At 66.0% G+C, this 21,846-nt stretch carries 22 protein-coding genes; 17 read left to right on the top strand and 5 right to left on the bottom strand.

Features of this window, described 5'->3' with window-relative positions:
- Positions 1-4: 4 nt before the first annotated feature.
- The 10 genes from CUJ90_RS17515 to CUJ90_RS17470 all read left to right on the top strand — a co-directional run bounded on the left by CUJ90_RS17515 (position 5) and on the right by CUJ90_RS17470 (position 12,324).
- On the top strand, positions 5-1,093 hold the full coding sequence (locus CUJ90_RS17515; RefSeq protein WP_073427920.1) for a protein-glutamate methylesterase/protein-glutamine glutaminase: 1,089 nt from the start codon (positions 5-7) through the stop codon (positions 1,091-1,093).
- Between the two features lie 238 nt (positions 1,094-1,331).
- A complete protein-coding gene (gene cheY, locus CUJ90_RS17510) occupies positions 1,332-1,727 on the top strand; it encodes a chemotaxis response regulator CheY (RefSeq protein WP_073427783.1) in 396 nt (131 codons plus the stop codon).
- A 1-nt stretch (position 1,728) separates the two neighbouring features.
- Positions 1,729-2,439 (top strand): protein phosphatase CheZ, encoded by a 711-nt coding sequence (gene cheZ / locus CUJ90_RS17505; protein WP_073427782.1) that lies wholly within the window; start codon positions 1,729-1,731, stop codon positions 2,437-2,439.
- A 288-nt stretch (positions 2,440-2,727) separates the two neighbouring features.
- The gene (locus tag CUJ90_RS17500; RefSeq protein WP_083085902.1) at positions 2,728-3,261 is read left to right on the top strand and encodes a DUF2844 domain-containing protein; all 534 of its coding nucleotides are present in this window, start codon (positions 2,728-2,730) and stop codon (positions 3,259-3,261) included.
- A gap of 14 nt (positions 3,262-3,275) precedes the next feature.
- Positions 3,276-4,577, top strand: a complete 1,302-nt coding sequence (locus CUJ90_RS17495; protein ID WP_114163291.1) for a DUF3443 domain-containing protein — start codon at positions 3,276-3,278, stop codon at positions 4,575-4,577.
- 514 nt (positions 4,578-5,091) lie between these two features.
- Positions 5,092-6,312, top strand: a complete 1,221-nt coding sequence (gene flhB / locus CUJ90_RS17490) for a flagellar biosynthesis protein FlhB (protein WP_073427779.1) — start codon at positions 5,092-5,094, stop codon at positions 6,310-6,312.
- The gene (gene flhA / locus CUJ90_RS17485; protein WP_114163290.1) at positions 6,309-8,411 is read left to right on the top strand and encodes a flagellar biosynthesis protein FlhA; all 2,103 of its coding nucleotides are present in this window, start codon (positions 6,309-6,311) and stop codon (positions 8,409-8,411) included. Before flhB ends, flhA begins: the two co-directional genes overlap by 4 nt.
- 338 nt (positions 8,412-8,749) lie before the next feature.
- A complete protein-coding gene (gene flhF / locus CUJ90_RS17480) occupies positions 8,750-10,699 on the top strand; it encodes a flagellar biosynthesis GTPase FlhF (protein WP_114163289.1) in 1,950 nt (649 codons plus the stop codon).
- Positions 10,692-11,561 (top strand): nucleotide-binding protein, encoded by an 870-nt coding sequence (locus tag CUJ90_RS17475; RefSeq protein ID WP_073427776.1) that lies wholly within the window; start codon positions 10,692-10,694, stop codon positions 11,559-11,561. Before flhF ends, CUJ90_RS17475 begins: the two co-directional genes overlap by 8 nt.
- 28 nt (positions 11,562-11,589) lie before the next feature.
- On the top strand, positions 11,590-12,324 hold the full coding sequence (locus CUJ90_RS17470) for an RNA polymerase sigma factor FliA (RefSeq protein WP_073427919.1): 735 nt from the start codon (positions 11,590-11,592) through the stop codon (positions 12,322-12,324).
- A gap of 12 nt (positions 12,325-12,336) precedes the next feature.
- On the opposite strand, the gene CUJ90_RS17465 is transcribed toward CUJ90_RS17470, so the two are convergent.
- The 5 genes from CUJ90_RS17465 to flgA form a co-directional block, all read right to left on the bottom strand.
- Entirely contained in the window at positions 12,337-12,747 is a 411-nt protein-coding gene (locus CUJ90_RS17465) for a type II toxin-antitoxin system HicB family antitoxin (protein WP_073427775.1), read from the bottom strand.
- Positions 12,744-12,926 (bottom strand): type II toxin-antitoxin system HicA family toxin, encoded by a 183-nt coding sequence (locus tag CUJ90_RS17460; protein WP_073427774.1) that lies wholly within the window; start codon positions 12,924-12,926, stop codon positions 12,744-12,746. The genes CUJ90_RS17465 and CUJ90_RS17460 overlap by 4 nt, the downstream gene beginning before the upstream one ends.
- Before the next feature lie 329 nt (positions 12,927-13,255).
- Positions 13,256-13,702 (bottom strand): flagella synthesis protein FlgN, encoded by a 447-nt coding sequence (locus CUJ90_RS17455; RefSeq protein ID WP_083085888.1) that lies wholly within the window; start codon positions 13,700-13,702, stop codon positions 13,256-13,258.
- Between the two features lie 94 nt (positions 13,703-13,796).
- The gene (gene flgM, locus CUJ90_RS17450) at positions 13,797-14,150 is read right to left on the bottom strand and encodes a flagellar biosynthesis anti-sigma factor FlgM (RefSeq protein ID WP_083085887.1); all 354 of its coding nucleotides are present in this window, start codon (positions 14,148-14,150) and stop codon (positions 13,797-13,799) included.
- A 162-nt stretch (positions 14,151-14,312) separates the two neighbouring features.
- Positions 14,313-15,953 (bottom strand): flagellar basal body P-ring formation chaperone FlgA, encoded by a 1,641-nt coding sequence (gene flgA / locus CUJ90_RS17445; protein ID WP_114163288.1) that lies wholly within the window; start codon positions 15,951-15,953, stop codon positions 14,313-14,315.
- A gap of 217 nt (positions 15,954-16,170) precedes the next feature.
- Here flgA and flgB point away from each other — a divergent pair, with 217 nt between their 5' ends.
- The 7 genes from flgB to flgH all read left to right on the top strand — a co-directional run bounded on the left by flgB (position 16,171) and on the right by flgH (position 21,845).
- Positions 16,171-16,665: a flagellar basal body rod protein FlgB gene (flgB, locus tag CUJ90_RS17440; RefSeq protein WP_114163287.1), complete on the top strand. Its 495-nt coding sequence runs from the start codon at positions 16,171-16,173 to the stop codon at positions 16,663-16,665.
- 113 nt (positions 16,666-16,778) lie between these two features.
- On the top strand, positions 16,779-17,204 hold the full coding sequence (gene flgC, locus CUJ90_RS17435) for a flagellar basal body rod protein FlgC (RefSeq protein ID WP_073427769.1): 426 nt from the start codon (positions 16,779-16,781) through the stop codon (positions 17,202-17,204).
- A 10-nt stretch (positions 17,205-17,214) separates the two neighbouring features.
- A complete protein-coding gene (locus CUJ90_RS17430; protein WP_083085884.1) occupies positions 17,215-17,937 on the top strand; it encodes a flagellar hook assembly protein FlgD in 723 nt (240 codons plus the stop codon).
- A 43-nt stretch (positions 17,938-17,980) separates the two neighbouring features.
- Entirely contained in the window at positions 17,981-19,492 is a 1,512-nt protein-coding gene (locus tag CUJ90_RS17425) for a flagellar hook protein FlgE (RefSeq protein WP_114163286.1), read from the top strand.
- Positions 19,493-19,512: 20 nt separating this feature from the next.
- Entirely contained in the window at positions 19,513-20,271 is a 759-nt protein-coding gene (gene flgF, locus CUJ90_RS17420; RefSeq protein WP_073427766.1) for a flagellar basal-body rod protein FlgF, read from the top strand.
- 32 nt (positions 20,272-20,303) lie between these two features.
- On the top strand, positions 20,304-21,092 hold the full coding sequence (flgG, locus tag CUJ90_RS17415; protein ID WP_073427765.1) for a flagellar basal-body rod protein FlgG: 789 nt from the start codon (positions 20,304-20,306) through the stop codon (positions 21,090-21,092).
- Positions 21,093-21,134: 42 nt separating this feature from the next.
- Complete coding sequence (flgH, locus tag CUJ90_RS17410) at positions 21,135-21,845, top strand: flagellar basal body L-ring protein FlgH (RefSeq protein ID WP_073427764.1); 711 nt, start codon at positions 21,135-21,137, stop codon at positions 21,843-21,845.
- Position 21,846: the final 1 nt, after the last annotated feature.

The raw sequence follows: 21,846 nt of genomic DNA, 5'->3' as shown, positions 1-21,846 counted from the left end.
CGCTGTGCAAAAAATCAAGGTACTGTGCGTCGACGATTCGGCGCTGATCCGCAGCCTGATGACGGAAATCATCAACGGCCAGCCGGACATGACGGTGGTGGCGACCGCACCCGACCCGCTGGTCGCGCGTGAGCTCATCAAGCAGCACAACCCCGACGTATTGACGCTCGACGTCGAAATGCCGCGCATGGACGGCCTCGATTTTCTCGAGAAGCTGATGCGCCTGCGGCCGATGCCGGTCGTGATGGTGTCGTCGCTCACCGAGCGCGGCAACGAAATCACGCTGCGCGCGCTCGAACTGGGCGCGGTCGACTTCGTCACCAAGCCGAAGGTCGGCATTCGCGACGGCATGCTCGACTATTCGGAAAAGCTCGCCGACAAGATTCGCGCCGCGGCCCGCGCGCGCGTGCGCCAGGCCGCGCCGGCGCAGCACGCGGCCGCCCACGCCGCGCATGCGCCGGTCGGCGCCGCGCCGCTCTTCAACAATCCGCTGCTCAGTACCGAGAAGCTGATCATCGTCGGCGCGTCGACGGGCGGCACCGAAGCGATCCGCGAAGTGCTGGTGCCGCTGCCGCCGGATGCGCCCGCGGTGCTGATCGCGCAGCACATGCCGCCGGGTTTCACAAAATCTTTTGCGCAACGCCTCAATGGTTTGTGCCGGATTACCGTTAAAGAGGCAGAGCATGGCGAACGCGTGCTGCCGGGACATGCCTACATCGCGCCCGGCCACGCTCACCTGTTGCTGGCCCGCAGCGGCGCGAACTACATCGCGCATCTCTCGGACGAGCCGCCGGTGAACCGCCATCGCCCGTCCGTGGACGTGCTGTTCCGCTCCGCCGCGCAGCATGCGGGCAAGAACGCGGTCGGCGTGATCCTCACGGGCATGGGGCGCGACGGCGCGGCGGGATTGCTGGACATGAGGAAAGCAGGGGCTTACACCCTTGCGCAGGACGAAGCGAGCTGTATCGTGTTCGGCATGCCGCGCGAAGCCATTGCGCTCGGCGCGGCCGACGAGATCGCATCGCTGCCGGAGATGAGCCGACGGGTGATGGCGCGTCTGTCGTTGATGGGCGATCGCGTTCAGCGCGTGTGATGCGCGGCGTGACGAGCGAGCGGAGGACATGGGACCAGAGTAAGCGCTAAAGCGCCAACTCTGGTCGATGCACAGGGCATGGGACCGGAGTAAGGCGCTAAAGCGCCAACTCCGGTCGATGCACAGGGCATGGGACCGGAGTAAGGCGCTAAAGCGCCAACTCCGGTCGACACAGATCGGGTTGGACGGTTGGACGGGCGGACGTGCGCCGTACCTTGGATCAAGCAAAGGGAATGAAATGGATAAGGGAATGAAGATTCTGGTGGTTGACGATTTTCCGACGATGCGCCGGATCGTTCGCAACCTGCTCAAGGAGCTCGGCTACGGCAACGTCGACGAAGCGGAAGACGGTCAGGCCGGCCTCGCGCGTCTGCGCGGCGGCACCTACGACTTCGTGATCTCCGACTGGAACATGCCGAACCTCGACGGTCTCGCCATGCTCAAGGAAATCCGCGCCGACGCGAACCTCACGCATCTGCCGGTGCTGATGGTGACGGCCGAGTCGAAGAAGGAAAACATCATCGCGGCGGCCCAGGCCGGCGCGAGCGGTTATGTCGTCAAGCCGTTCACGGCCGCGACGCTCGACGAGAAGCTCAACAAGATTCTCGAGAAGATGGCGAAAGCCGGGAGCTGATGTGGACCAGCCGACCCATGCGCATGGCGCCGAAGCGGTCAACGAGAGCGGCGACTTCGCGTCCGACCGCATCCTCGCCCGCATTGGACAACTCACGCGCACGCTGCGCGACTCGATGCGCGAACTCGGGCTCGACAAGCATGTCGAGCGCGCGGCGGAAGCCGTACCCGATGCCCGCGACCGTTTGAAGTACATCGCGAACATGACCGAGCAGGCCGCCGAGCGCGTGCTGTCCTCGATCGATGTCGCGAAGCCGATCCAGGAGCAGTTGCAGAAAGACGCGGGCGAACTCGACGCGCGCTGGGAGCAGTGGTACGCGGCGCCGATCGAGCGCGAGGAAGTACGCGCGCTGATGAACGACACGCGCAGCTTCTTGCGCGGCGTGCCCGAAGCCACCAGCGCCACCAACTCGCAACTCATGGAGATCATGCTGGCGCAGGACTTCCAGGATCTGACCGGGCAGGTCATCAAGAAGATCACCGACGTCGTGTATCTGATCGAGCAGCAATTGCTCGGCGTGCTGGTCGAGAACATCGCGCTCGAACGGCGCGAGCAGTTCGCGGCGAACGCGGCTGCACTGGCGGCCGAGGTCTCGTCGACCGGCAGTCCCGAGCACCTGCTGAACGGACCGCAGATCAACCCCGAAGGCAAGGCGGACGTGGTGCAGGACCAGTCGCAAGTCGACGACCTGCTGGCGAGCCTCGGCTTTTAAGGCGCCCTTTAACGTGCTTCGAGTGCATCGGAGCGCGTCGGCACGCCGGATGAATGAGTATGCGCAGCAAGCCGCAGGCCCGGATTTGCGTGCTGTCTGCCGACACAAACCACAGGCATACTAGGGCTTCAGGCGGCGGCGTTGGCTTGCTGCTGAGAAACAGGCGCCGGCCGGCGGCATGGTGAGGAACCCCTCCAGAATGCGGCCGTCACGGTGCCTATGATTGGTATAAATGCGGCCGGTTCGCGCGAGATGCGGACCGGGCAGCAGCTCGGGAGGAGCCTCGACATGTTGAGTTGTGTACGTCGTGCCATGTACGTTGCGGCACTCGCCTTACCCTGGTCGTTCGCAGCCGTGCAGCCCGCTCACGCGGGACTTGGCGGCACGCCGATCACCCCACCCGCGGATGCGTCGGTCTCTTCACGCACCGTGCAGCCCGCCGGCGGCGCGCAGGGCGTGATGCGCTCGGCATCCGGCGCCGCTTCTTCAAGCTCGGCTTCCGCCTCCTACACCGTGCGTGAAACCACGTTCGGCAACGGCACCCTGGTGCGCGAATACCTTGCCGCCGACGGTTCGGTGTTCGGTATTGCCTGGCGCGGTCCGCAAATGCCGGATCTGAACGATCTGCTCGGCAGCTATTTCCCGCAATACGTCGCCGGCGTGAAGTCCGTGCGCGCGGCGCGCGGCGGCGGCCACGGCCCCGTCACGGTCGACCAGAGCGGCCTCGTCGTGCATTCGGGCGGCCACATGGGCTCGTTCTCCGGTCAGGCGTGGCTGCCCCCCGCTTTGCCTGCGGGCGTCAGCGGTTCCGACATCCAGTAATGCGAGGACGAACGATGCGAACCATGCGTATTGCCGAGAAGCTCAAGGGGTGGGTGCAGGCCGCCCTGGCCGTGGCGTTGCTGTCGGCGGTCGCCGCTTGCGGCGGTGGCGGCGACGACAGTCCCAGCTCCAGTTCCGGTTCCGGCACGTCGGGCTCGACGAGCGGCTTGCCGGCCAGCCCCACCCAGCAGCCGATTGCCGCGACCGCCGCGAATACCGTGGCGATCACGGTCGGCCCCGGTGCGACCGGGGTCATCAATATTCCGACGGTGAGCGTGACGCTCTGCGTGCCCGGCACGACCACCTGTCAGACCATCAACAACGTCCAGGTCGACACCGGTTCGTTCGGTCTGCGCGTGGTCAACTCGGTGCTGAACTCGACGATGCAGAGCGCGTTGCAGCCCAGCACCATAAGCGGCTCGCAACTCGCCGAGTGCGCGACGTTCGCGGACGGCTACACCTGGGGCACGGTGCGCACCGCGACCATCAAGATCGGCGGCGAGACGACGAGCACGGCGATTCCGGTGCAGATCATCGGCGACAAGGACGCGAGCACCGTGCCCGCGGCCTGCTCGAACACCGGCGGCTCGGCGGAAAACACAGTCAGCGATCTCGGCGCGAACGGCATTCTCGGTATCGGCACGGCGCTCACGGATTGCGGCTCGACTTGTGCGAACCCGGCGACTGCCGTCAATAGCAGCAATTACTTCGCGTGCCCGGGCGGTACTTCGTGCACGCGCGCCGCGGTGCCGGTCGCGCAACAGGTGGCCAATCCCGTCGCCAACTTCCCGACCGACAACAACGGCGTGATCGTGCAGATGCCGCCGATTCCCGATACCGGCGCGGCGTCGGCCACCGGCACGCTGGTGTTCGGCATCGGCACGCAGTCGAACAACGCGCTTGCCGCAGCCAACACGTTCACCACGGATGCCTTCGGCGATCTCACCAGGAGCGTCTTTAATGGCGCGACGGTGACGGCGTTCCTCGATTCGGGCTCGAACGGCTACTTCTTCGCGGATAGCTCGCTCACCCTGTGCGGCAGCAATTTCTCGGGCTTCTACTGCCCGTCGTCCGCGCAAACCCGGTCGATCACGCTGGTCGGAGCGAACAACGTGCAAGCGACCGCGAACATCGGCATTCTGAGCGCGTCCACGCTGTTCGGCAGCGGCAACAAGTTCGCGTACAACGACCTGGCCGGGCAGCTCGGCAGCAGCACGGCCTTCGATCTCGGTTTGCCGTTTTTCTACGGCCGCTACGTGTACCACGGCTTCGATAAGAGGGCGAGCGGCGGCCAGGCGCCTTACGTGGCGTTTTAACGCACTGCGCTGAAATGTGAGAAACGGCCCGGCGCCGCGCGCGAAAGCGCGCGGGCGCCGGGCTTGCTTCAGTGCTGTTTCGCCATCGATGGCGTGCGGCCTTAGCCATGATTCACCAAGGCTGCCTTGCCACTGCAACGTCGCTGGTTGGCCGCTTCACCGCCGCTGCCTTGTCGCTCACCGCCGCTGGCTTGTCGCTTCACCGCCGCTGTTTCGTCGCTTCACCGCCGTTGGCTTGTCGCTCACCGCCGCTGGCTTGTCGCTTCACCGCCGCTGCTTCGTCGCTTCACCGCCGCTGGCTTGTCGCTCACCGCCGCTGTTTCGTCGCTTCACACCCGCCGCTTCGCCGCTTCACCCCCGCGTCCGCACGGCTTCTCCGCCGTTTCCCGACGGCGTCATCCGCCGAAATACCCCCCTTTCTCCGCCCTTATCCGCCGATCGGCCCTTGCGCCCAGCGTGAATAATCGCTCTCACTGGAAAGAGGCGCCGTGCCTCGCCCGACTGGAGAGCTTTTGTGGCAGAGGATAGCGACCTCGAAAAAACCGAATCAGCCACGCCCCGGCGCCTCGAAAAGGCGCGCGAGGAAGGGCAGATCGTGCGCTCACGGGAACTGTCGACGTTCGCGCTGCTGGCGGCGGGGTTCTTCGGCGTGTGGGGCATGTCCGGCAGCATCGGCGAGCATCTGCAGGGCATGCTGCGCGCGGCCTTCACGTTCGATCACGGCGCGGTGTTCGAGACCCGCCGCATGCTGATCGGCGCGGGCGCGGCGAGCCGCGAGGGGCTGTACGCGCTGCTGCCGATCCTCGGCTTCACCGGCGCCGCCGCCTTGCTCGCGCCGATGGCGCTGGGCGGCTGGCAGTTGTCGGCGAAAGGCCTCGAACCCAAGTTCGACCGCCTCAATCCGATCGCCGGCCTCGGCAAGATATTTTCGATCAACGGACCGATCCAGCTCGGCATGTCGCTCGCGAAGACGCTGGTGGTGGGCATCATCGGCGGCACCGCGATCTGGAACCGCCGCGAGGAGATTCTCGCGCTGGCGACCCAGCCGTTGCACCTCGCGCTCTCCAACGCCATGCATCTGATCGCCGTCTGCTGCGGCATGACGGTGGCGGGCATGTTCGTCGTGGCCGCGCTGGATGTGCCGTATCAACTGTGGCAGTTCCACAAGAAACTGCGCATGACGAAGGAAGAAGTGAAGCGCGAACATCGCGAAAGCGAAGGCGACCCGCACGTGAAGGGCCGCATCCGCCAGCAGCAGCGCGCGATCGCCCGCCGCCGCATGATGACCCACGTGCCCAAGGCCGACGTGGTCGTGACGAACCCGACGCACTTCGCGGTCGCGCTGCAGTACACCGACGGCGAGATGCGCGCGCCGAAGGTCGTCGCCAAGGGCGTGAACCTGGTGGCCGCGCGGATTCGCGAGATCGCCGCCGAAAACAACGTGCCGTTGCTGGAAGCGCCGCCGCTCGCGCGGGCGCTGTATCACAACGTCGATTTGAACCGCGAGATTCCGGGCCCGTTGTATGGCGCGGTCGCCGAAGTGCTCGCGTGGGTGTATCAGTTGCGGCGCTTCAAGACCGAAGGCGGCGTCGCGCCGGTCGCGCCGACCGAATTCGACGTGCCCGCCGAACTCGACAAGGGCGGTGTGCCGGCCGAAGAAGCCGCGCAGGAAGCCGCCGACGCGCTCAATCCCCTCAACCCAGATAACGACGACGCTTCAGGAGCCTCCGCATGAACGCTCGCGCCGGTTTCCTCGCCCGAAGGCCCGATGCCTTGAGCGGCACCAATTTGCGCGCCCTCGCCGGGCCGGTGCTGATCTGCATGATCCTCGGCATGATGATCCTGCCGTTGCCGCCGTTTCTGCTCGACCTGCTGTTCACCTTCAACATCGCGCTTTCCGTGATGGTGCTGCTCGTCAGCATGTACACGATGAAGCCGCTCGACTTCGCCGCGTTCCCAAGCGTGCTGCTGTTCTCCACGCTCCTGCGCCTGTCGCTGAACGTGGCCTCCACGCGGGTCGTGCTGCTCGAGGGCCACACCGGCCCGGACGCGGCCGGCCAGGTGATCGAGTCGTTCGGCCACTTCCTCGTGGGCGGCAACTTCGCGGTCGGTATCGTCGTCTTCATCATTTTGATGGTGATCAACTTCATGGTGATCACCAAGGGCGCGGGGCGGATCGCGGAAGTGTCCGCGCGCTTCACGCTCGACGCGATGCCGGGCAAGCAGATGGCGATCGACGCCGATCTGAACGCCGGCCTCATCAACGAGGAACAGGCCCGCAAGCGCCGCTCGGAAGTCTCGCAGGAAGCCGAGTTCTACGGCTCGATGGACGGCGCGAGCAAGTTCGTGCGCGGCGATGCGATCGCCGGTTTGCTGATCATGGTGATCAACATCTTCGGCGGGCTGATCGTCGGGATGGTGCAGCATGGGATGGACTTCGCGTCCGCGGGCAAGAACTACACGCTGCTCACGATCGGTGACGGCCTCGTCGCGCAGATTCCGTCGCTGGTGATTTCGACGGCGGCCGGCGTGATCGTCTCGCGCGTGGCGACCAACGAAGACATCGGCACGCAGTTGACCGGCCAGCTTTTCACGAATCCGCGCGTGCTGGCGATCACCGGCTGCATTCTCGTGCTGATGGGCCTGATTCCGGGCATGCCGCACTTCGCGTTTCTGATTCTCGGCGGCGGCCTGATCCAGCTTGGCCGCACGATGAAGAAGCGCGCCGAGGAACGCAAGAACACCACCGCGCTCGTCGATGTCGCGCCGGCCGCGATGGCGCCGGTCGAAAACACCGAAGCAAGCTGGGACGACGTGACGATGATCGACACGCTCGGCCTCGAAGTGGGCTACCGGCTGATTCCGCTCGTCGACAAGAACTCGGACGGCGAACTGCTCAAGCGGATCAAGAGCATCCGCAAGAAGTTCGCGCAGGAAATCGGCTTCCTGCCGCCGGTCATTCATATCCGCGACAACCTCGAATTGCGGCCGAACGGTTACCGGATCGCGTTGAAGGGCGTGGAAGTGGGCGTCGGCGAAGCGTATCCGGGCCAGTGGCTCGCGATCAATCCCGGCCAGGTGTCGGCCGCGCTGCCGGGCACGCCCACGCAGGACCCGGCGTTCGGCTTGCCGGCCATCTGGATCGATACGAATCTGCGCGAGCAGGCGCAGGTGTACGGCTACACGGTGGTCGATTCGAGCACGGTCGTGGCGACGCACCTGAATCATCTCGTCGTGACGCACGCGTCCGAACTGCTCGGCCGCCGCGAAGTGCAGGCGCTGCTCGAACGCATGCAGAAGGACACGCCGTCGCTGGTCGACGATCTGGTGCCGAAGACGCTGCCGCTCACCACGCTGCAAAAGGTGCTGCAAAACCTGCTGGAAGAAGGCGTGCCGATCCGCGACGTGCGCACGATCCTGGAGGCGCTCTCCGAGCACACGCCGAAGATCACCGACGCGCACGATCTCACCGCCGCCGTGCGCCTCGCGCTCGGCCGCGCGATCACGCAGCAGTGGTTCCCCGGCACCGGCGACATGCAGGTGATGGGCCTCGACTCGAACCTGGAGCGCGTGCTGTCGCAGGCGCTCTCCACCGGTTCCAATCCGGGTCTCGAGCCGGGCCTCGCGCATACGCTGATGAATGAAACGCAGAAGGCGATGACGCGTCAGCAGAATCTCGGGCTCGCGCCCGTGCTGCTGGTGCAGCATGCGTTGCGGCCGATGCTCGCGCGCTTCCTGCGCCGCAGCCTGCCGCAGTTGAAGGTGTTGTCGTATGCGGAAGTGCCCGATACGCGCAACATCAAGGTGGTGAATCTGATCGGCGCGCAGGGTTGAGCCCGTTGTAGCGATAGTCGACCGCGGCCCGATCACCCCCGTTGCAATCAGCCGGCGCTCATCGAGCGCCGGTTTTCATTTCCGCGCCTGACTTTTCATGCGGCGAGCGGCCTGCTCGGTGCAAGCTCCATGCGCGAAAGCTCCGCTCACTTCGGCGCTGAACGAACCGTTCGACACCGCCGCAGACGTGAAGCGCGGCGCGTGTCCATCGTCCGAATTGCCCGCCTTTAACGGTCTTTATCCATCGATCGTGAGGTGACGGGTTTCGCAATAATGATCTCAATGGGAAGCGGTATATCGCCGGTCCGTTCGTCCGTTTACCTCATCGGGGGTCCAGCTTGAACATTCGTAAATTTGTCGGTGCCAACAGTCGTGATGCTTTGCGCCTGGTGCGCGAAGCCTTGGGCGCGGACGCGGTCGTCCTGTCCAATCGCACGATGGACGACGGCAGCGTCGAGATCGTCGCACTGGCCGACAGCGACCTCGCCGCCATCACGCCGAAAGCGCCGCGCGTAAGCGCAAGCGCGGGCGCGCCGCAAGCTGTGTCGATGAATGCAGCGGCGGGACAGCAGGCATCGGCAAGCGCCCCGGTCGCACCGCGCGCCATGCCGACCGCACAGCCGATGCAGCCGAATCCGTACGCGAGCGGCATGCCCGATGTGTTCTCGTCGGTGTTCGGCGCAAGCCCGGAAGCCGGGGCCGAGAACCTGGGCGGCAATGCGGCCGATAGCGGCTTGCTGAACGCGAACGCGCCGGCCGACGAAGCGCCGCTTGCCGCCGCCAAACCGGCTGCGGCTCCGTTGCTGAAAGCGGCGCTGCCGGGCGCGCCCAAAGCGTCGCCCGCCGCGCCGCAGTCGCAACCCATCAGCATCGAACAGCCGAGCGCCCGCGCCGCGGCGACGCGTCTCACCGAAGACATCCGCGCCGACATGTTGAAGGCCGCCGCCGCGTCGGCGTCTGAAGCGCAAGCGCCGCGCACGATGGCCGAATCGAATCCCTGGCTGATCGACCACGCTCGCCGCATCGCCGCCGAGCAGCAGGAACAAGGCGCGTACAGCGCGCGCCCCGCGACGATGACGCCGGCCGCCGCGATGGCGAAAGGCTTGGGCGCCGCCGTCGAACCGGTCAAGGCCGCCGCCCGGCCGGCCGCGCCGCAAGCCGCCGACGCGCCCGAATGGGCTCGCGAAGCCGCGCAAGTCGCCGCGCGCCGCGCCGCTCAAAAAATCGCGCCGTCGCAGGCCTCGGGCGACGACGCCCGCGCCCCGGCCGCCGTCGCCGAAGCGATCAAGCTGCGCATGGAGCAGGTCGTCAACGAGACCGTGATGAGCGAACTCTCGTCGATGCGCGACATGATGGAAGAACACTTCGCGGGTCTCTTGTGGGGCGACCGCCAGCGCCGCAACCCGGCGCGCGCCGCGCTCACCAAGCATCTGTTCGCCGCCGGTTTCTCCGCGCAGCTCGTGCAGATGATGGTGGACAACCTGCCGCAAGACGTCGAGGACATGGACGGCGGCATGGAATGGGTGCGCTCGGTGCTCGCCTCGAATCTGCCGGTGATGGAAGACGAAGACACGCTGATGGAGCGCGGCGGCGTGTTCGCGTTGATGGGCCCGACCGGCGTCGGCAAGACGACGACCACCGCCAAGCTCGCCGCGCGCTGCGTGATGCGCTTCGGCGCCAGCAAGGTCGCGCTCCTCACCACCGACAGCTACCGGATCGGCGGCCACGAACAACTGCGCATCTTCGGCAAGATTCTCGGCGTGTCGGTTCACGCGGTGAAAGACGGCGCCGACCTGCAACTCGCGCTCTCCGAACTGCGCAACAAGCACATCGTGCTGATCGACACGATCGGCATGAGCCAGCGCGACCGGCTCGTGTCCGACCAGATCGCGATGCTGTGCCGCGCCGGTCAGCCGGTGCAGCGCCTGCTGCTGCTCAACGCGACGAGCCACGGCGACACGCTCAACGAAGTCGTGCAGGCGTATCAGCGCGCGCCGGATCAACAGCCGCTCGCCGGCTGCATTCTGACCAAGCTCGACGAAGCCACGAATCTCGGCGGCGTGCTCGACACGGTGATCCGCTACAAGCTGCCCGTGCACTACGTGTCGACCGGTCAGAAGGTGCCGGAGAACCTGTACGTCGCCACGAAGAAATTCCTGATCAAGAGCGCGTTCTGCATTCCGCGCGACCACTCTCCGTTCGTGCCGCACGACGACGACATTCCGGCGCTGCTGTCCGCGCTGTCCGCACGCTCGACGGCCGAACTGCACGAGGTCCGCTTTGGATAAGCTCATCCAGGATCAGGCGGAAGGACTGCGGCGCCTGCTGGCGCGCAGCGGCTCGCGCGTGATCGCGGTGGCCGGCGGCTCGGCCGGCGTCGGCTGCACGACGACGGTGGTGAACCTCGCCGCGGCGCTCGCGCAGCAGGGCAAGGACGTGCTCGTGATCGACGAATGCCTCGGCGCGAGGTCGGTGAGCGCGATGCTCGGCGGCGTGCGCGGCGCGGGCAACCTGGCCGCCGTGATGCGCGGCGAGATGACGCTCGACGACGCCGCCGCGCGGCACGCGCTCGGTTTCTCGCTGCTGGCCGCCTCGCGTCTGAATCGCGAAGCCCACGCGAGCGCGCGGTTCGACGTGGTGTTGCACGGTTCCGCCGACATCGTGTTGATCGACGCGCAGCTCGACGAGCACGGCCAGTTGTCCCCGCTCGCGATGCAGGCGCACGACGTGATGATCGTCACGCGAGTCGCCGCCCAGGCGATCACCGATTCCTACGCGTGCATGAAGCGCCTGCACTACGCGCACGCCACCGCGCAGTTTCGCGTGCTGGTGAACCACGTGCAAAGCGTGGACGACGCCCGCACCGCTTTTGCAAACCTGGCCGGCGTGGCCGGACGCTACCTGACGGTGGCGCTGGAAGACGCCGGTTGCATTGCCGCCGATGCGCGGATGGCCCGAGCCCTGGCGTTGTCGCGTTGTGTCGTCGATGCGTTCCCATCGACACCGGCTGCGCGCGACTTCCGGCACCTCGCCGCCGAATTGCAGTACTGGCCGATGCGGCCAGCGATGTCGTCGCAGACGCCCTGGAGGGCGCCTGCGGCAGTTACAGCGGCGCAACACGCCGACCAACCGTCTGCGCAGCACGCCTGAGAGGCGGCACATGGACAAGGGGAGCACGATGTATAACGCTCAGGGAAAGATTTCCCAAGCCGAGGTACTGACGAAGTACGCACCGCTGGTGCGGCGCCTGGGCTTGCAGCTCGTTGCCAAAATGCCGGCGAGCGTCGATCTCGACGATCTGATTCAAGCCGGCATGATTGGTCTGCTGGACGCGGCGAGCCGCTACAAGGAAGACCAGGGCGCGCAGTTCGAGACCTACGCGAGCCAGCGGATTCGCGGCGCGATGCTCGACGAATTGCGCAGCAACGACTGGTTGCCGCGCAGCTTGCGGCGCACTTCGCGCGAAGTGGAAACCGCGGTGCACAAGGTCGAACAGAATCTGGGCCGCTCGGCGAGCGAAACCGAGATTGCCGAACACCTGCAAATGCCGCTCGACGAATATCAGTCGATGCTTCAGGACTTGCACGGCAGCCAGTTGATCTATTACGAAGACTTCGACCGTTCCGCCGACGACGAGCCGTTTCTCGACCGCTATTGCGTCGATCATTCGGATCCGCTCTCGGCGCTGCTGGATGACAGCCTGCGCTCGGCGCTGGTCGAGGCGATCGACCGCCTGCCGGAACGCGAGAAGCTGCTGATGTCGCTCTACTACGAACGCGGCATGAACCTGCGCGAAATCGGCGCGGTGATGGAAGTTAGCGAATCGCGGGTGTGCCAGTTGCACAGCCAGGCCGTGGCGCGCTTGCGCACGCGCCTGCGGGAAATGGCCTGGGCGAACGCCGAGGCATCCTGAGCGCCGGCTTTCTCACGCGTTAGCCATCTCATGTTCGGCGGCCAGCGCGAGAAATGCGGAGCGCGACATGCCGCGCGCCCGCGCATAGATGTCGATGTCGTGGACCAGCGCCTCGGGCAGCGAGATATTGATGCGCACCGCCTTCTTCAACGCGGGAATGTTCCGGGTGGTCACGAAACCCCATGTGAAACCCGCGTAGTCGGGATTACGCCGATGCGTTTCGAGCGCGAGCCGTTCGGGGATCGGCAAGCCTTCGTCGAGCAGCGTGTCCAGATGCGCCTCGATCGCTTCCTTCGCGTTCGCGTAGGCCTCTTCCAGCGTATCGCCCGCTGAATGACAACCCGGAATGTCGGGAACCACCACGCCGAACGCGTGGTGCGCGTCGCCCGGTTCGATCGCGATCGGGAAAATCAGGTTTTTCATTTCAGACCCGCCTGTTTCAAGATGCTGTTCAATGTGCCGGGCGGAAGATCCCGCCTTGGATGCGGGATGGTCACGAGACCGGCTTTTACCGCGTGCCGGAAATGATGGTGACTGCCCGATATGCGGACCAGCCGCCACCCATCCATGTGAAGCAGTTTGACGACCTCGGCACTGTTCATATCGCACTCTCTGAAGCATACACACCATTACACAACCTCGCTAGTGGTTAACGCTCCGCGTGGCTCGTCTCAAGTGGCGTAAAAACGCTCCGGGTGACGGCGGAGAACCTCAGTAGGGGACGTGGTGATTTTGATGTCGGCAGATGCGTTCGCGCCACCTGGCCGGATGGCTAACGTCAGCGCGAAAACGCGCGGTGCCCATGGCGGGCACGGCGGAAAAGCAAAAGGGCTCGCCGAAAGACGAGCCCTTTTGCGTTCATTCAATGCGGTGGTTCTATCGAAGCGCAATGCAACCGCGCGTCAGCCGCGCGCGGGTCCCGCGAATCGCGTCACACGGCGGCGCGTGCGGGAATCCGGCCGTCCGGTCCGTAAAAACCGGCCTTCTGCGGCATGGCCACCTGGAGCGCCGTGAGCGCGCGCTGGTTGTAGTCCATGCGCACGCGGATCAGTTCGCCGTTGCTCGCGTTCGAGCGCCGCGCGCGATCGGCGGCCTTTTGCAGCAGCGACCATTGGCCGGCGATCCGCGCGTCGGTGCTGGCCGCGAGTTCCATGCCGGACCAGCCGGCGGGAAAGCCCATCTCGGCGAGCAGCGCGTCGCGCGTGGTTTCGAGCTTGGCGAGCACGCCGATCAGCTCGGTTTTCTTCTCGACGATGGGCGGCAGCAATTCCAGCGGCGACAAGGCCGTCAGCGCCCTGGTTTCGAGCGTCAGAATCGAGGCGAACGCCTCGACGGCCGAATATTCTTCGGTGAGGGTGGCAAGCAGGGCGTCTTTCATGTCAACAACTCGCTGAACACGAGGGCTCGCGCGGATGCCGCGAGCCGGGTTGGTCGAATGCCGCCCGGCACGTCACCGTACTTCGATGCGTCGATTAGTTGCCGGTCGACGAGGTTTTGTTTTGCAGCAGTTCGCGTGCGGTGTTCAGCACGCCGTCGGCGATCTTGCCGGAATCGATCTGCAGCGAGCCGTCCTTGATGGCCTGCTTGATCGACTCGACGTGCGCCGTGTCGATGTCGGCCGAGCCGGTCGCCGCGAGGCTGCGCAGATGCTGCGACAGACCCGACAGGCTGACGCTGGCGTCGCCGGAACCGCTGGTGGAGGTCTGCGGGGCGGTGCCCGCACTCTGCGCGCTGCTGTTCGCGGCCGTCGCGTCGCTTGCTTGCGAACGGGAGAGGGCGTCTTTCAACGTCGGCAGACTGGACTTGGTTGTGGAATCGACTTTCACGATTGGCTTCCTGAACGATTTGATCCTGATAACGGCAATCGCAGATCAAAACTTTAGCGCAATCGCTCGATCTTTTTCCTTGTCTTTCAAGGGGATCCGGCCCCGGCGTGGACCTGCCGCCTGTCGTGGACCCCGCCGCGTTCGAGCGGATGCGGCGCCGGTTCATAGCTGAATCTCGACGGTCGCGCCGTCTTTCACGACGCCGGAAATCACCTGGCCGTTGGCCGTCTTCACCCGCACCTGCTGACCCGGCGACGCGTTGTTCATCGCGCTGCCTTCGGCCGAAATCGCGAAACCCTCGCCGGCCGCGACGACCCGCACCGTCTGTCCGATCGACACCGCCGACGCGCTCTTCAGCATGTCGCGGCGCAGCGGCATGCCGGCCGCGACGCGCGTGAGCGTGACCGAGCCGACCGCCTGCGACGGGTCCGTCACGATCGCTTGCGGCAAGCCGGTCAGATCGCCGTCGCGCGCGACGAGGTCGGCGGCGTTGAGCACTTCGCCCGGCGCCATCGCGCGGGCGGCCAGATAGTAGGTGGCGCGCAGCGAGATGCGCGCCTGCAGGTAGATGGTCCAGGGCTTCTCGCCGGCGCAGCGCACGCCGACGGTCATGCGGCCCCACAGGCGCGCGCCGCTCGGCATGAACGGCTCGATCATCGAGCAGGCGGCGAGACCGCGCGGAAACGCCGGTGCGACGGTGATCTCGACCTTGCCGGGCAAGCCGGCGGATTGCTGCTGCAAGAACGCGAGCGCGGCGTTGCGGATCGCCTCCGGGTCCTGCTGGCCGGGCAGCGGCGCGGCTTGCATGGGCTGCGCGGCTTGGGCGGCTTGTGCGACTTGCATGGGCTGGGCGGCGCGCGGATTCCGCGCTGCGGCGGACGCGGTCGCCTGGCGCGTGGCCGGCGTGCGCGCGAGCGCGGCGGGCATCGGCGCTGGAATCGACGCCGGTGCCGGCACGGCAGCCGTCCTGGTCACGATCGGCTTGCCGTTCGCGCCGAACTGCGGCGGCTCGCCGCGCGAGGCCAAGGTGTCGAAGCCGGCGGGCGCGGGCGCGCCAGCCGGTACATCGAGCGACGCCTTGCCCGGCGCATTGGCCGCCACCGGCTGCACGCCAGCGGCTTGCCGTGCGCTGTTTGCCTTCGGCGCCGGGGTGACGACCACCGGCACGAGCTGGCGCGAACCCGGCGCGACGTTGAGCTTGGCGAGGCCAGCCGCCGGATCGGCGACCGCAGCGGGAATCGTCACGACGCCATTCGCGTCGGGCCTGAAACCGGTGCGGACCATTTGCGGCGCAGCGGGCGCTTCTCGCGCGCCCGCATTGCCGCCCGCAGCGGGAATCGTCACGACGCCATTCGCGTCGGGCTTGAAACTGGTGCGGATCATCTGCGGCGCGGCCGGCGCTTCGCCCGCGCCCGGAATGACGATCGAGCCGCTCGCGTTGGCGGCGCGCGTGAATTGATCGGCGTCGCGCGCGGCCGGGCCTGCCTTGAGTGATTGCGCGGTGGCCGCGGCGAGCGTCGCGGCGGTGCCCGCGCGTTTCGCGGGCGTCGTCTGCATGTGTTCGGCGAGTTCCGCGAGCGCGGCCGGATTCTTTTCGCCGGGGCCGGGAATCACGATCGGGCCGCCGGCTTCCTCAGCCTGCGCGGCATGCGCCATCAATAGCGCGCCGGCCGGCACGCACAGCGCCGAACTCACGATGAGCCGCGTCGCGAGGCGCGCGCCGAGGCGAACCGCGCCCCGGCCCACGCGATGCGCCGCCGCACGGCTCGCGCGGCGCGTCGGATCGAAAGTGGGTTGGGGCATTGCGTTTCTCCATCGAATGCATCGGTACGCCTTGCATTCTAGTGAGCGCCCCCTTTGCGCAAACGTTGAATAGAAGCCCCCTTTCCCGGTTATTCGTCCGATTGCCGCTTGCGTTCGGCCCATAAGATGCACCTCATGCAAAAAGGTCTTCCCGCCTGATGCAGTCCTCACGCGAGGCATGCACGGGAAGCCTCGGGAACGTACTCCGGAGATGCTTATGCTGGACAAACTCGATGCCGAATTCGCCTTTGGCCGTGAAGCGCTCGATGTGCGCGCTTACCGGCAGGAACTGCTGTCGTCGAACATCGCCAACGCCGATACCCCCGGCTACAAGGCGCGCGACGTCGACTTCGCCACGTCGCTCGCCGGCGCGCTGAAGAAAACCGGCGGCGGCGCCGGCGTGGCCGCGTCGAACCATTCGACGCTCGCGATGGCGCAGCCCGCAGGCGTGACGGGCGGCATGTCGATGGCGGCGACCACGCCGGGCCACATGTCCGGCAAGACGACGCTCGCGCCGAGCGGCGGCACGCCCGACGACTACAGCAAGCTGCAATACCGCATTCCGACGCAGCCCGCGCTCGACGGCAACACGGTCGACATCGACACCGAGCGGGTGCAGTTCGCGGACAACACGCTGCATTTCGAATCGGGCATGACGGTGTTGTCGAGCCAGATCAAGACGATGCTGGCCGCGATCCAGTCGGGTTCGTGATCCGCATCGGCAGATTCAACGCGCGGATGTAACGCGGCGGCGAGACGACTCGTGCCGCCGCGGCAACCGGGCAAAAAACAATCGCTACGGGATTTAAGGAGAGGTCAGCAACCATGCCATCCCTGATGAATATTTTCGGCGTTGCCGGCTCCGCGATGTCCGCGCAGTCGCAACGGCTCAACGTGACGGCGTCCAACCTCGCCAACGCGGACAGCACGACGGGCCCGGACGGCCAGCCGTACAAGGCCAAGCAGGTCGTGTTCGCGGTGAGCCCGATCGGCGGCGCGCGCTCGGGCTCGGGCCAGCAGGTCGGCGGCGTGCAGGTCACCGGCGTGGTCGACGATCCGACGCCGATGAAGACCGCCTACGACCCCGGCAACCCGGCGGCCAACGCGGACGGCTACGTCACCTTGCCCAACGTCGATCCGGTGCAGGAAATGGTCAACATGATCTCGGCGTCGCGCTCGTACCAGGCCAACGTCGAGACCCTGAACACCGCCAAGACGTTGATGCTGAAAACGCTCACGATCGGAACCTGAGGAGAGCTCCTTGACCACCAATACCTCCATCGGCAGCAACGGCACGAACGTGTCGCAGACGCTGCTCGATACGATGAACGGCACGGGCAGTGCCAGCAGTTCGACGAGCTCGACGACGGGCACCTCGGGCACCTCGGCGAGCGATTTGCAGAATACCTTTCTGCAACTGCTCGTCACGCAGTTGAAGAACCAGGACCCGACGAGTCCGATGGACAGCTCGCAGATGACCTCGCAACTCGCGCAGATCAACACGGTCTCGGGCATCGGCCAGTTGAACACGACGCTCAGCTCGCTGGCGACGCAGCTTTCCGCGGGCCAGCAGTCGCAAGCCGCGCTGCTGATCGGCTCGACCGTGCTCGCGCCGGGCAGCTCGGTGAGCGTCGCGAGCGGCAAGGCCAGCGCGTTCGGCGTGCAGCTCGCCAACCCGGTGAGCGATCTGCAGGTGGTGGTGAAGAACTCCGCCGGCCAGATCGTCAACACGCTCGACCTCGGCAAGCAGTCGGCCGGCACGATTCCGGTGGGCTGGACGCCGACCGACTCCGCCGGCAACACGCTCCCCGACGGCACCTACACGATCAGCGCGGTCGGCACGATCAACGGCCAGCAGGCGACGGCCACCACGCTCTCGGGCGCGACCGTGCAAAGCGTCGTCACGCAGAGCAGCGGCACGCCTGGCCTCGTGCTGTCGAACGGCACGACGGTGGGGCTGACCAGCGTCGCCGCGATCCTCTGATTCAAGTTCAGTTAGTTACGACTTTCCAGATACGGAGACCGTCATGGGTTACCAACAAGGTTTGAGTGGTTTGTCCGCCTCGTCGAGCGATCTCGACGTGATCGGCAACAACATCGCCAACGCGAATACGGTTGGCTTCAAGAGCGGCACCGCCCAGTTCGCGGACATGTACGCCAATTCGGTGGCGACCGCGGTCGGCAATCAGGTCGGCATCGGCACCAAGCTGTCGGAAGTGCAGCAACAGTTCTCGCAAGGCACGATCACGAGCACCAACCAGGCGCTCAACGTCGCGATCAACGGCAACGGCTTCTTCCAGTTGTCGAACAACGGCTCGCTCGTGTACTCGCGCAACGGCGTGTTCCAGCTCGACAAGAACGGCTTCATCACCAATGCGCAAGGCTTGCAGTTGATGGGTTACGCCGCCAACAGCGCGGGCATCATCAACACCGCGCAGACCGTGCCGCTCAGCGTGCCGACCGCGAACATCGCACCGAAAGCGACCACCAACATCGCCGCCGGCCTGAACCTGAACGCGCAGGACCCGCTGATGCTCGGCACGCCGACCGTGACGGCCGGCGGCACCAACACCGGCACGCTCACCACGCCTGGCGCGACCATCACGAACACCGCGTCGGGCACGAACAACGACACGTACACCGTCAACTTCACGAGCCCGACCACCTACACGGTCACCGACACCACGCTCGGCACGACGAGCGCCGCCGCCACGTACACGGCCGGCAGCGCGATCTCGCTGGGCAACGGCCAGACCATCACGTTCAACGGCGTGCCGGCGGCGAGCGACAGCTACACGATCGCGCCGACCCCGGTGGCGTTCAACCAGAACAGCTCGTCGACGTATAACTACTCGACCAGCACGACGGTCTACGACACGCTCGGCGGCTCGCAGACCGTCAACATGTATTTCGCCAAGACCTCGGCGGGCACGTGGAACGTGTACGCGGGCACCTCGACCGGCGCCGCGAGCCTGGTCGGCCACGCGAACTTCAATTCGTCGGGCACGCTGCTCGGCACGACCGACGCGTCCGGCACCGCCACCACCACGCCCTACGTGTTCGACTTCTCGATTCCGAACACCGACGGTTCGGCGACGCCGCAAAGCCTCACGCTGAACATCTCCGGCACGACGCAGTACGGCGGCAAGAACGGCGTGAACTCGCTGCAGCCCGACGGCTACGCGGCCGGCACGCTGACCAGCTTCACGATCGCCGCCGACGGCACGCTGACCGGCAACTACTCGAACCAGCAAACCGCCGCGCTCGGGCAGATTGCGCTCGCGAACTTCTCGAACCAGAACGGCCTCGTGAACCTCGGCAACAACGAGTTCCAGCAGACCTCCGCGTCGGGCGTCGCGCAGATTTCCGCGCCGGGCTCGACCAACCACGGCGTGCTGCAAGGCGGCGCGGTGGAAAACTCGAACGTCGATCTGACCAGCGAACTGGTGGATCTGATCACCGCGCAACGCAACTATCAGGCGAACGCGCAGACGATCAAGACCCAGCAGACCGTCGACCAGACCCTGATCAACCTGTAAGCGACCGGGACCCACTCATCATGGATCGGCTGATCTACACCGCGATGTCCGGCAGCACGCAAGCGCTCGAACAGCAGGCCATCGTCGCGAACAACCTGGCGAACGCCTCGACCACCGGCTTTCGCGCGCAGCTTGCGACTTTCCGTGCCGTGCCGATGTCGTTCGGCGACGGCAGTTCGATCAACGACGACACCACGCGCACCTTCGTGCTGTCGTCGACACCGGGCGCGGACTACACGCCGGGGCCGATCCAGCAGACGGGCAATCCGCTCGACGTGGCGATCCAGGGTCCGGGCTGGCTGGCGGTGCAGACCGCCGACGGCGGCGAGGCTTATACGCGCGCCGGCAACCTGCACGTCGACGAAAACGGTCAACTGGTGAACGCCATCAATCAGGTGGTGCTCGGCAACGGCGGCCCGATCTCGGTGCCGCCCGGCGCGGAAATCACCATCGGCAAGGACGGCTCCGTCACCGCGCTCACGCCCGGCGATCCGCCCACCGCCGTGGTGGTGGTCGATCAGTTGAAGCTGGTGAATCCCGATCCGCAGACGCTCTCGCGCGGCGACGACGGCCTCTTTCGCACCGCCGACGGCAACCCCGCCGACGCCGATCCGGCCGTCGCGCTGGCGCCCGCGTCGCTCGAGGGCAGCAACGTGAATCCGGTCAGCGCGATGGTCGCGATGATCACCAACGCGCGCCAGTTCCAGATGCAGACCAAGCTGCTGGAAAGCGCCGACAAGAACGACCAGTCCGCCAACCAGTTGCTCAGCTTTAGCTAACGGGTTGCTCAGGCAGCCCCCGGAGAAGAATCATGAATCGCTCACTCTATATCGCCGCCACCGGCATGAATGCGCAGCAGGCGCAGATGGACGTGATCTCGAACAACCTCGCGAACGTCAGCACCAACGGCTTCAAGGGCTCGCGCGCGGTGTTCGAGGATCTGCTGTACCAGACCGTGCGCCAGCCCGGCGCGAACTCGACGCAGCAAACCGAACTGCCGTCCGGCATTCAGCTCGGCACCGGCGTGCAACAGGTCGCCACCGAGCGTCTGTACACCCAGGGCAACCTGCAGCAGACCGGCAACTCGAAAGACGTGGCCATCAACGGCCAGGGCTTTTTCCAGGTGCAGATGCCCGACGGCACGACCGCCTACACCCGCGACGGCTCGTTCCAGACCAACGCGCAGGGCCAGCTCGTCACGTCGAGCGGCTACCAGGTGATTCCGGCCATCACGATTCCGACCAACGCGACCTCGGTCACGATCGGCAGCGACGGCGTGGTGTCGATCACCGTGGCCGGCTCGACCAACAGCCAGCAGCTCGGCTCCATGCAGCTCGCGACCTTCATCAACCCGGCCGGTCTGGATGCGAAGGGCGAAAACCTGTTCGCGGAAACCGCCTCGTCGGGCGCGCCGAACATCGCGCAACCGGGCCTGAACGGCGCGGGCACGCTGAATCAGGGCTACGTGGAAGCCTCGAACGTGAACGTGGTGCAGGAACTGGTGAACATGATCCAGACGCAGCGCGCCTACGAAATCAACAGCAAGGCCGTGACCACGTCCGACCAGATGCTGCAGACGCTCAGCCAGATGCAGGTTTGAGGAACTGGGAATTAACAGCAGCAAGCACAGGCGGTAATCAGCATGTCGCACTTCACTCCGCATTTCACGCGTAACCCGGTTCATTCGCGCACCGCGCTCGCGCTCGCGCAGCTCACGCTGCTCGCCGCGCTGGGCGGCTGCGGCCTCGTGCCGAAGCAGCCCATCACGCAGCAGCCGATGACGGCGCTGCCGCCGATGCCGCCCGCGATGCAATCGCCGGGCTCGATCTACAACCCCGGTTACGCGGGCCGGCCGCTGTTCGAAGACCAGCGTCCGCGCAATGTCGGCGACATCCTGACCATCGTGATCCAGGAAAACGTCAACGCGACGAAGTCCTCGGGCACCGGCGCGAACCGCAGCGGCGACACCAACTTCGACGTGCCGACCGCCGGTTTTCTCGGCGGCCTGTTCGGCAAGGTCAACCTGAGCGCGACCGGCGGCAACACCTTCAAGGCGACCGGCGGCGCGAACGCGTCGAACACGTTCAACGGCACGATCACCGTGACGGTGACGGGCGTGCTGCCGAACGGCAATCTGATGGTGAGCGGCGAGAAGCAGATGCTCATCAACCAGGGCAACGAATTCGTGCGCTTTTCCGGCATCGTCAATCCGAACACGATTTCGAACCTGAACGCCGTGTACTCGACCCAGGTGGCCGACGCGAAGATCGAATATTCCGCGAAGGGCTATCTCGACGAGGCGCAGAACATGGGCTGGCTGCAACGCTTCTTCCTCAACGTGTCGCCGTGGTGAT

Origin of the sequence: Paraburkholderia terricola (assembly GCF_003330825.1) — a bacterium.
In the GTDB taxonomy this organism is placed as follows: Bacteria; Pseudomonadota; Gammaproteobacteria; order Burkholderiales; family Burkholderiaceae; genus Paraburkholderia; species Paraburkholderia terricola.
Note: the sequence above shows the minus strand (reverse complement) of the source record. Positions and strands in the feature narration are given on the sequence as shown.

What these genes read in the sequence shown, in the direction of transcription:
- CUJ90_RS17470 (WP_073427919.1), top strand. Translation starts at nt 11,590, where the DNA reads ATGTATAACGCTCAGGGAAAGATTTCCCAAGCCGAGGTACTGACGAAG.
- flgG (WP_073427765.1), top strand. Translation starts at nt 20,304, where the DNA reads ATGAATCGCTCACTCTATATCGCCGCCACCGGCATGAATGCGCAGCAG.
- CUJ90_RS17425 (WP_114163286.1), top strand. Translation starts at nt 17,981, where the DNA reads ATGGGTTACCAACAAGGTTTGAGTGGTTTGTCCGCCTCGTCGAGCGAT.
- flgC (WP_073427769.1), top strand. Translation starts at nt 16,779, where the DNA reads ATGCCATCCCTGATGAATATTTTCGGCGTTGCCGGCTCCGCGATGTCC.
- CUJ90_RS17455 (WP_083085888.1), bottom strand. Translation starts at nt 13,702, where the DNA reads ATGAAAGACGCCCTGCTTGCCACCCTCACCGAAGAATATTCGGCCGTC.
- flgB (WP_114163287.1), top strand. Translation starts at nt 16,171, where the DNA reads ATGCTGGACAAACTCGATGCCGAATTCGCCTTTGGCCGTGAAGCGCTC.
- flgA (WP_114163288.1), bottom strand. Translation starts at nt 15,953, where the DNA reads ATGCCCCAACCCACTTTCGATCCGACGCGCCGCGCGAGCCGTGCGGCG.
- flgF (WP_073427766.1), top strand. Translation starts at nt 19,513, where the DNA reads ATGGATCGGCTGATCTACACCGCGATGTCCGGCAGCACGCAAGCGCTC.
- CUJ90_RS17465 (WP_073427775.1), bottom strand. Translation starts at nt 12,747, where the DNA reads ATGAAAAACCTGATTTTCCCGATCGCGATCGAACCGGGCGACGCGCAC.
- cheY (WP_073427783.1), top strand. Translation starts at nt 1,332, where the DNA reads ATGGATAAGGGAATGAAGATTCTGGTGGTTGACGATTTTCCGACGATG.
- flgH (WP_073427764.1), top strand. Translation starts at nt 21,135, where the DNA reads ATGTCGCACTTCACTCCGCATTTCACGCGTAACCCGGTTCATTCGCGC.
- CUJ90_RS17460 (WP_073427774.1), bottom strand. Translation starts at nt 12,926, where the DNA reads ATGAACAGTGCCGAGGTCGTCAAACTGCTTCACATGGATGGGTGGCGG.
- CUJ90_RS17500 (WP_083085902.1), top strand. Translation starts at nt 2,728, where the DNA reads ATGTTGAGTTGTGTACGTCGTGCCATGTACGTTGCGGCACTCGCCTTA.
- flhA (WP_114163290.1), top strand. Translation starts at nt 6,309, where the DNA reads ATGAACGCTCGCGCCGGTTTCCTCGCCCGAAGGCCCGATGCCTTGAGC.
- CUJ90_RS17495 (WP_114163291.1), top strand. Translation starts at nt 3,276, where the DNA reads ATGCGAACCATGCGTATTGCCGAGAAGCTCAAGGGGTGGGTGCAGGCC.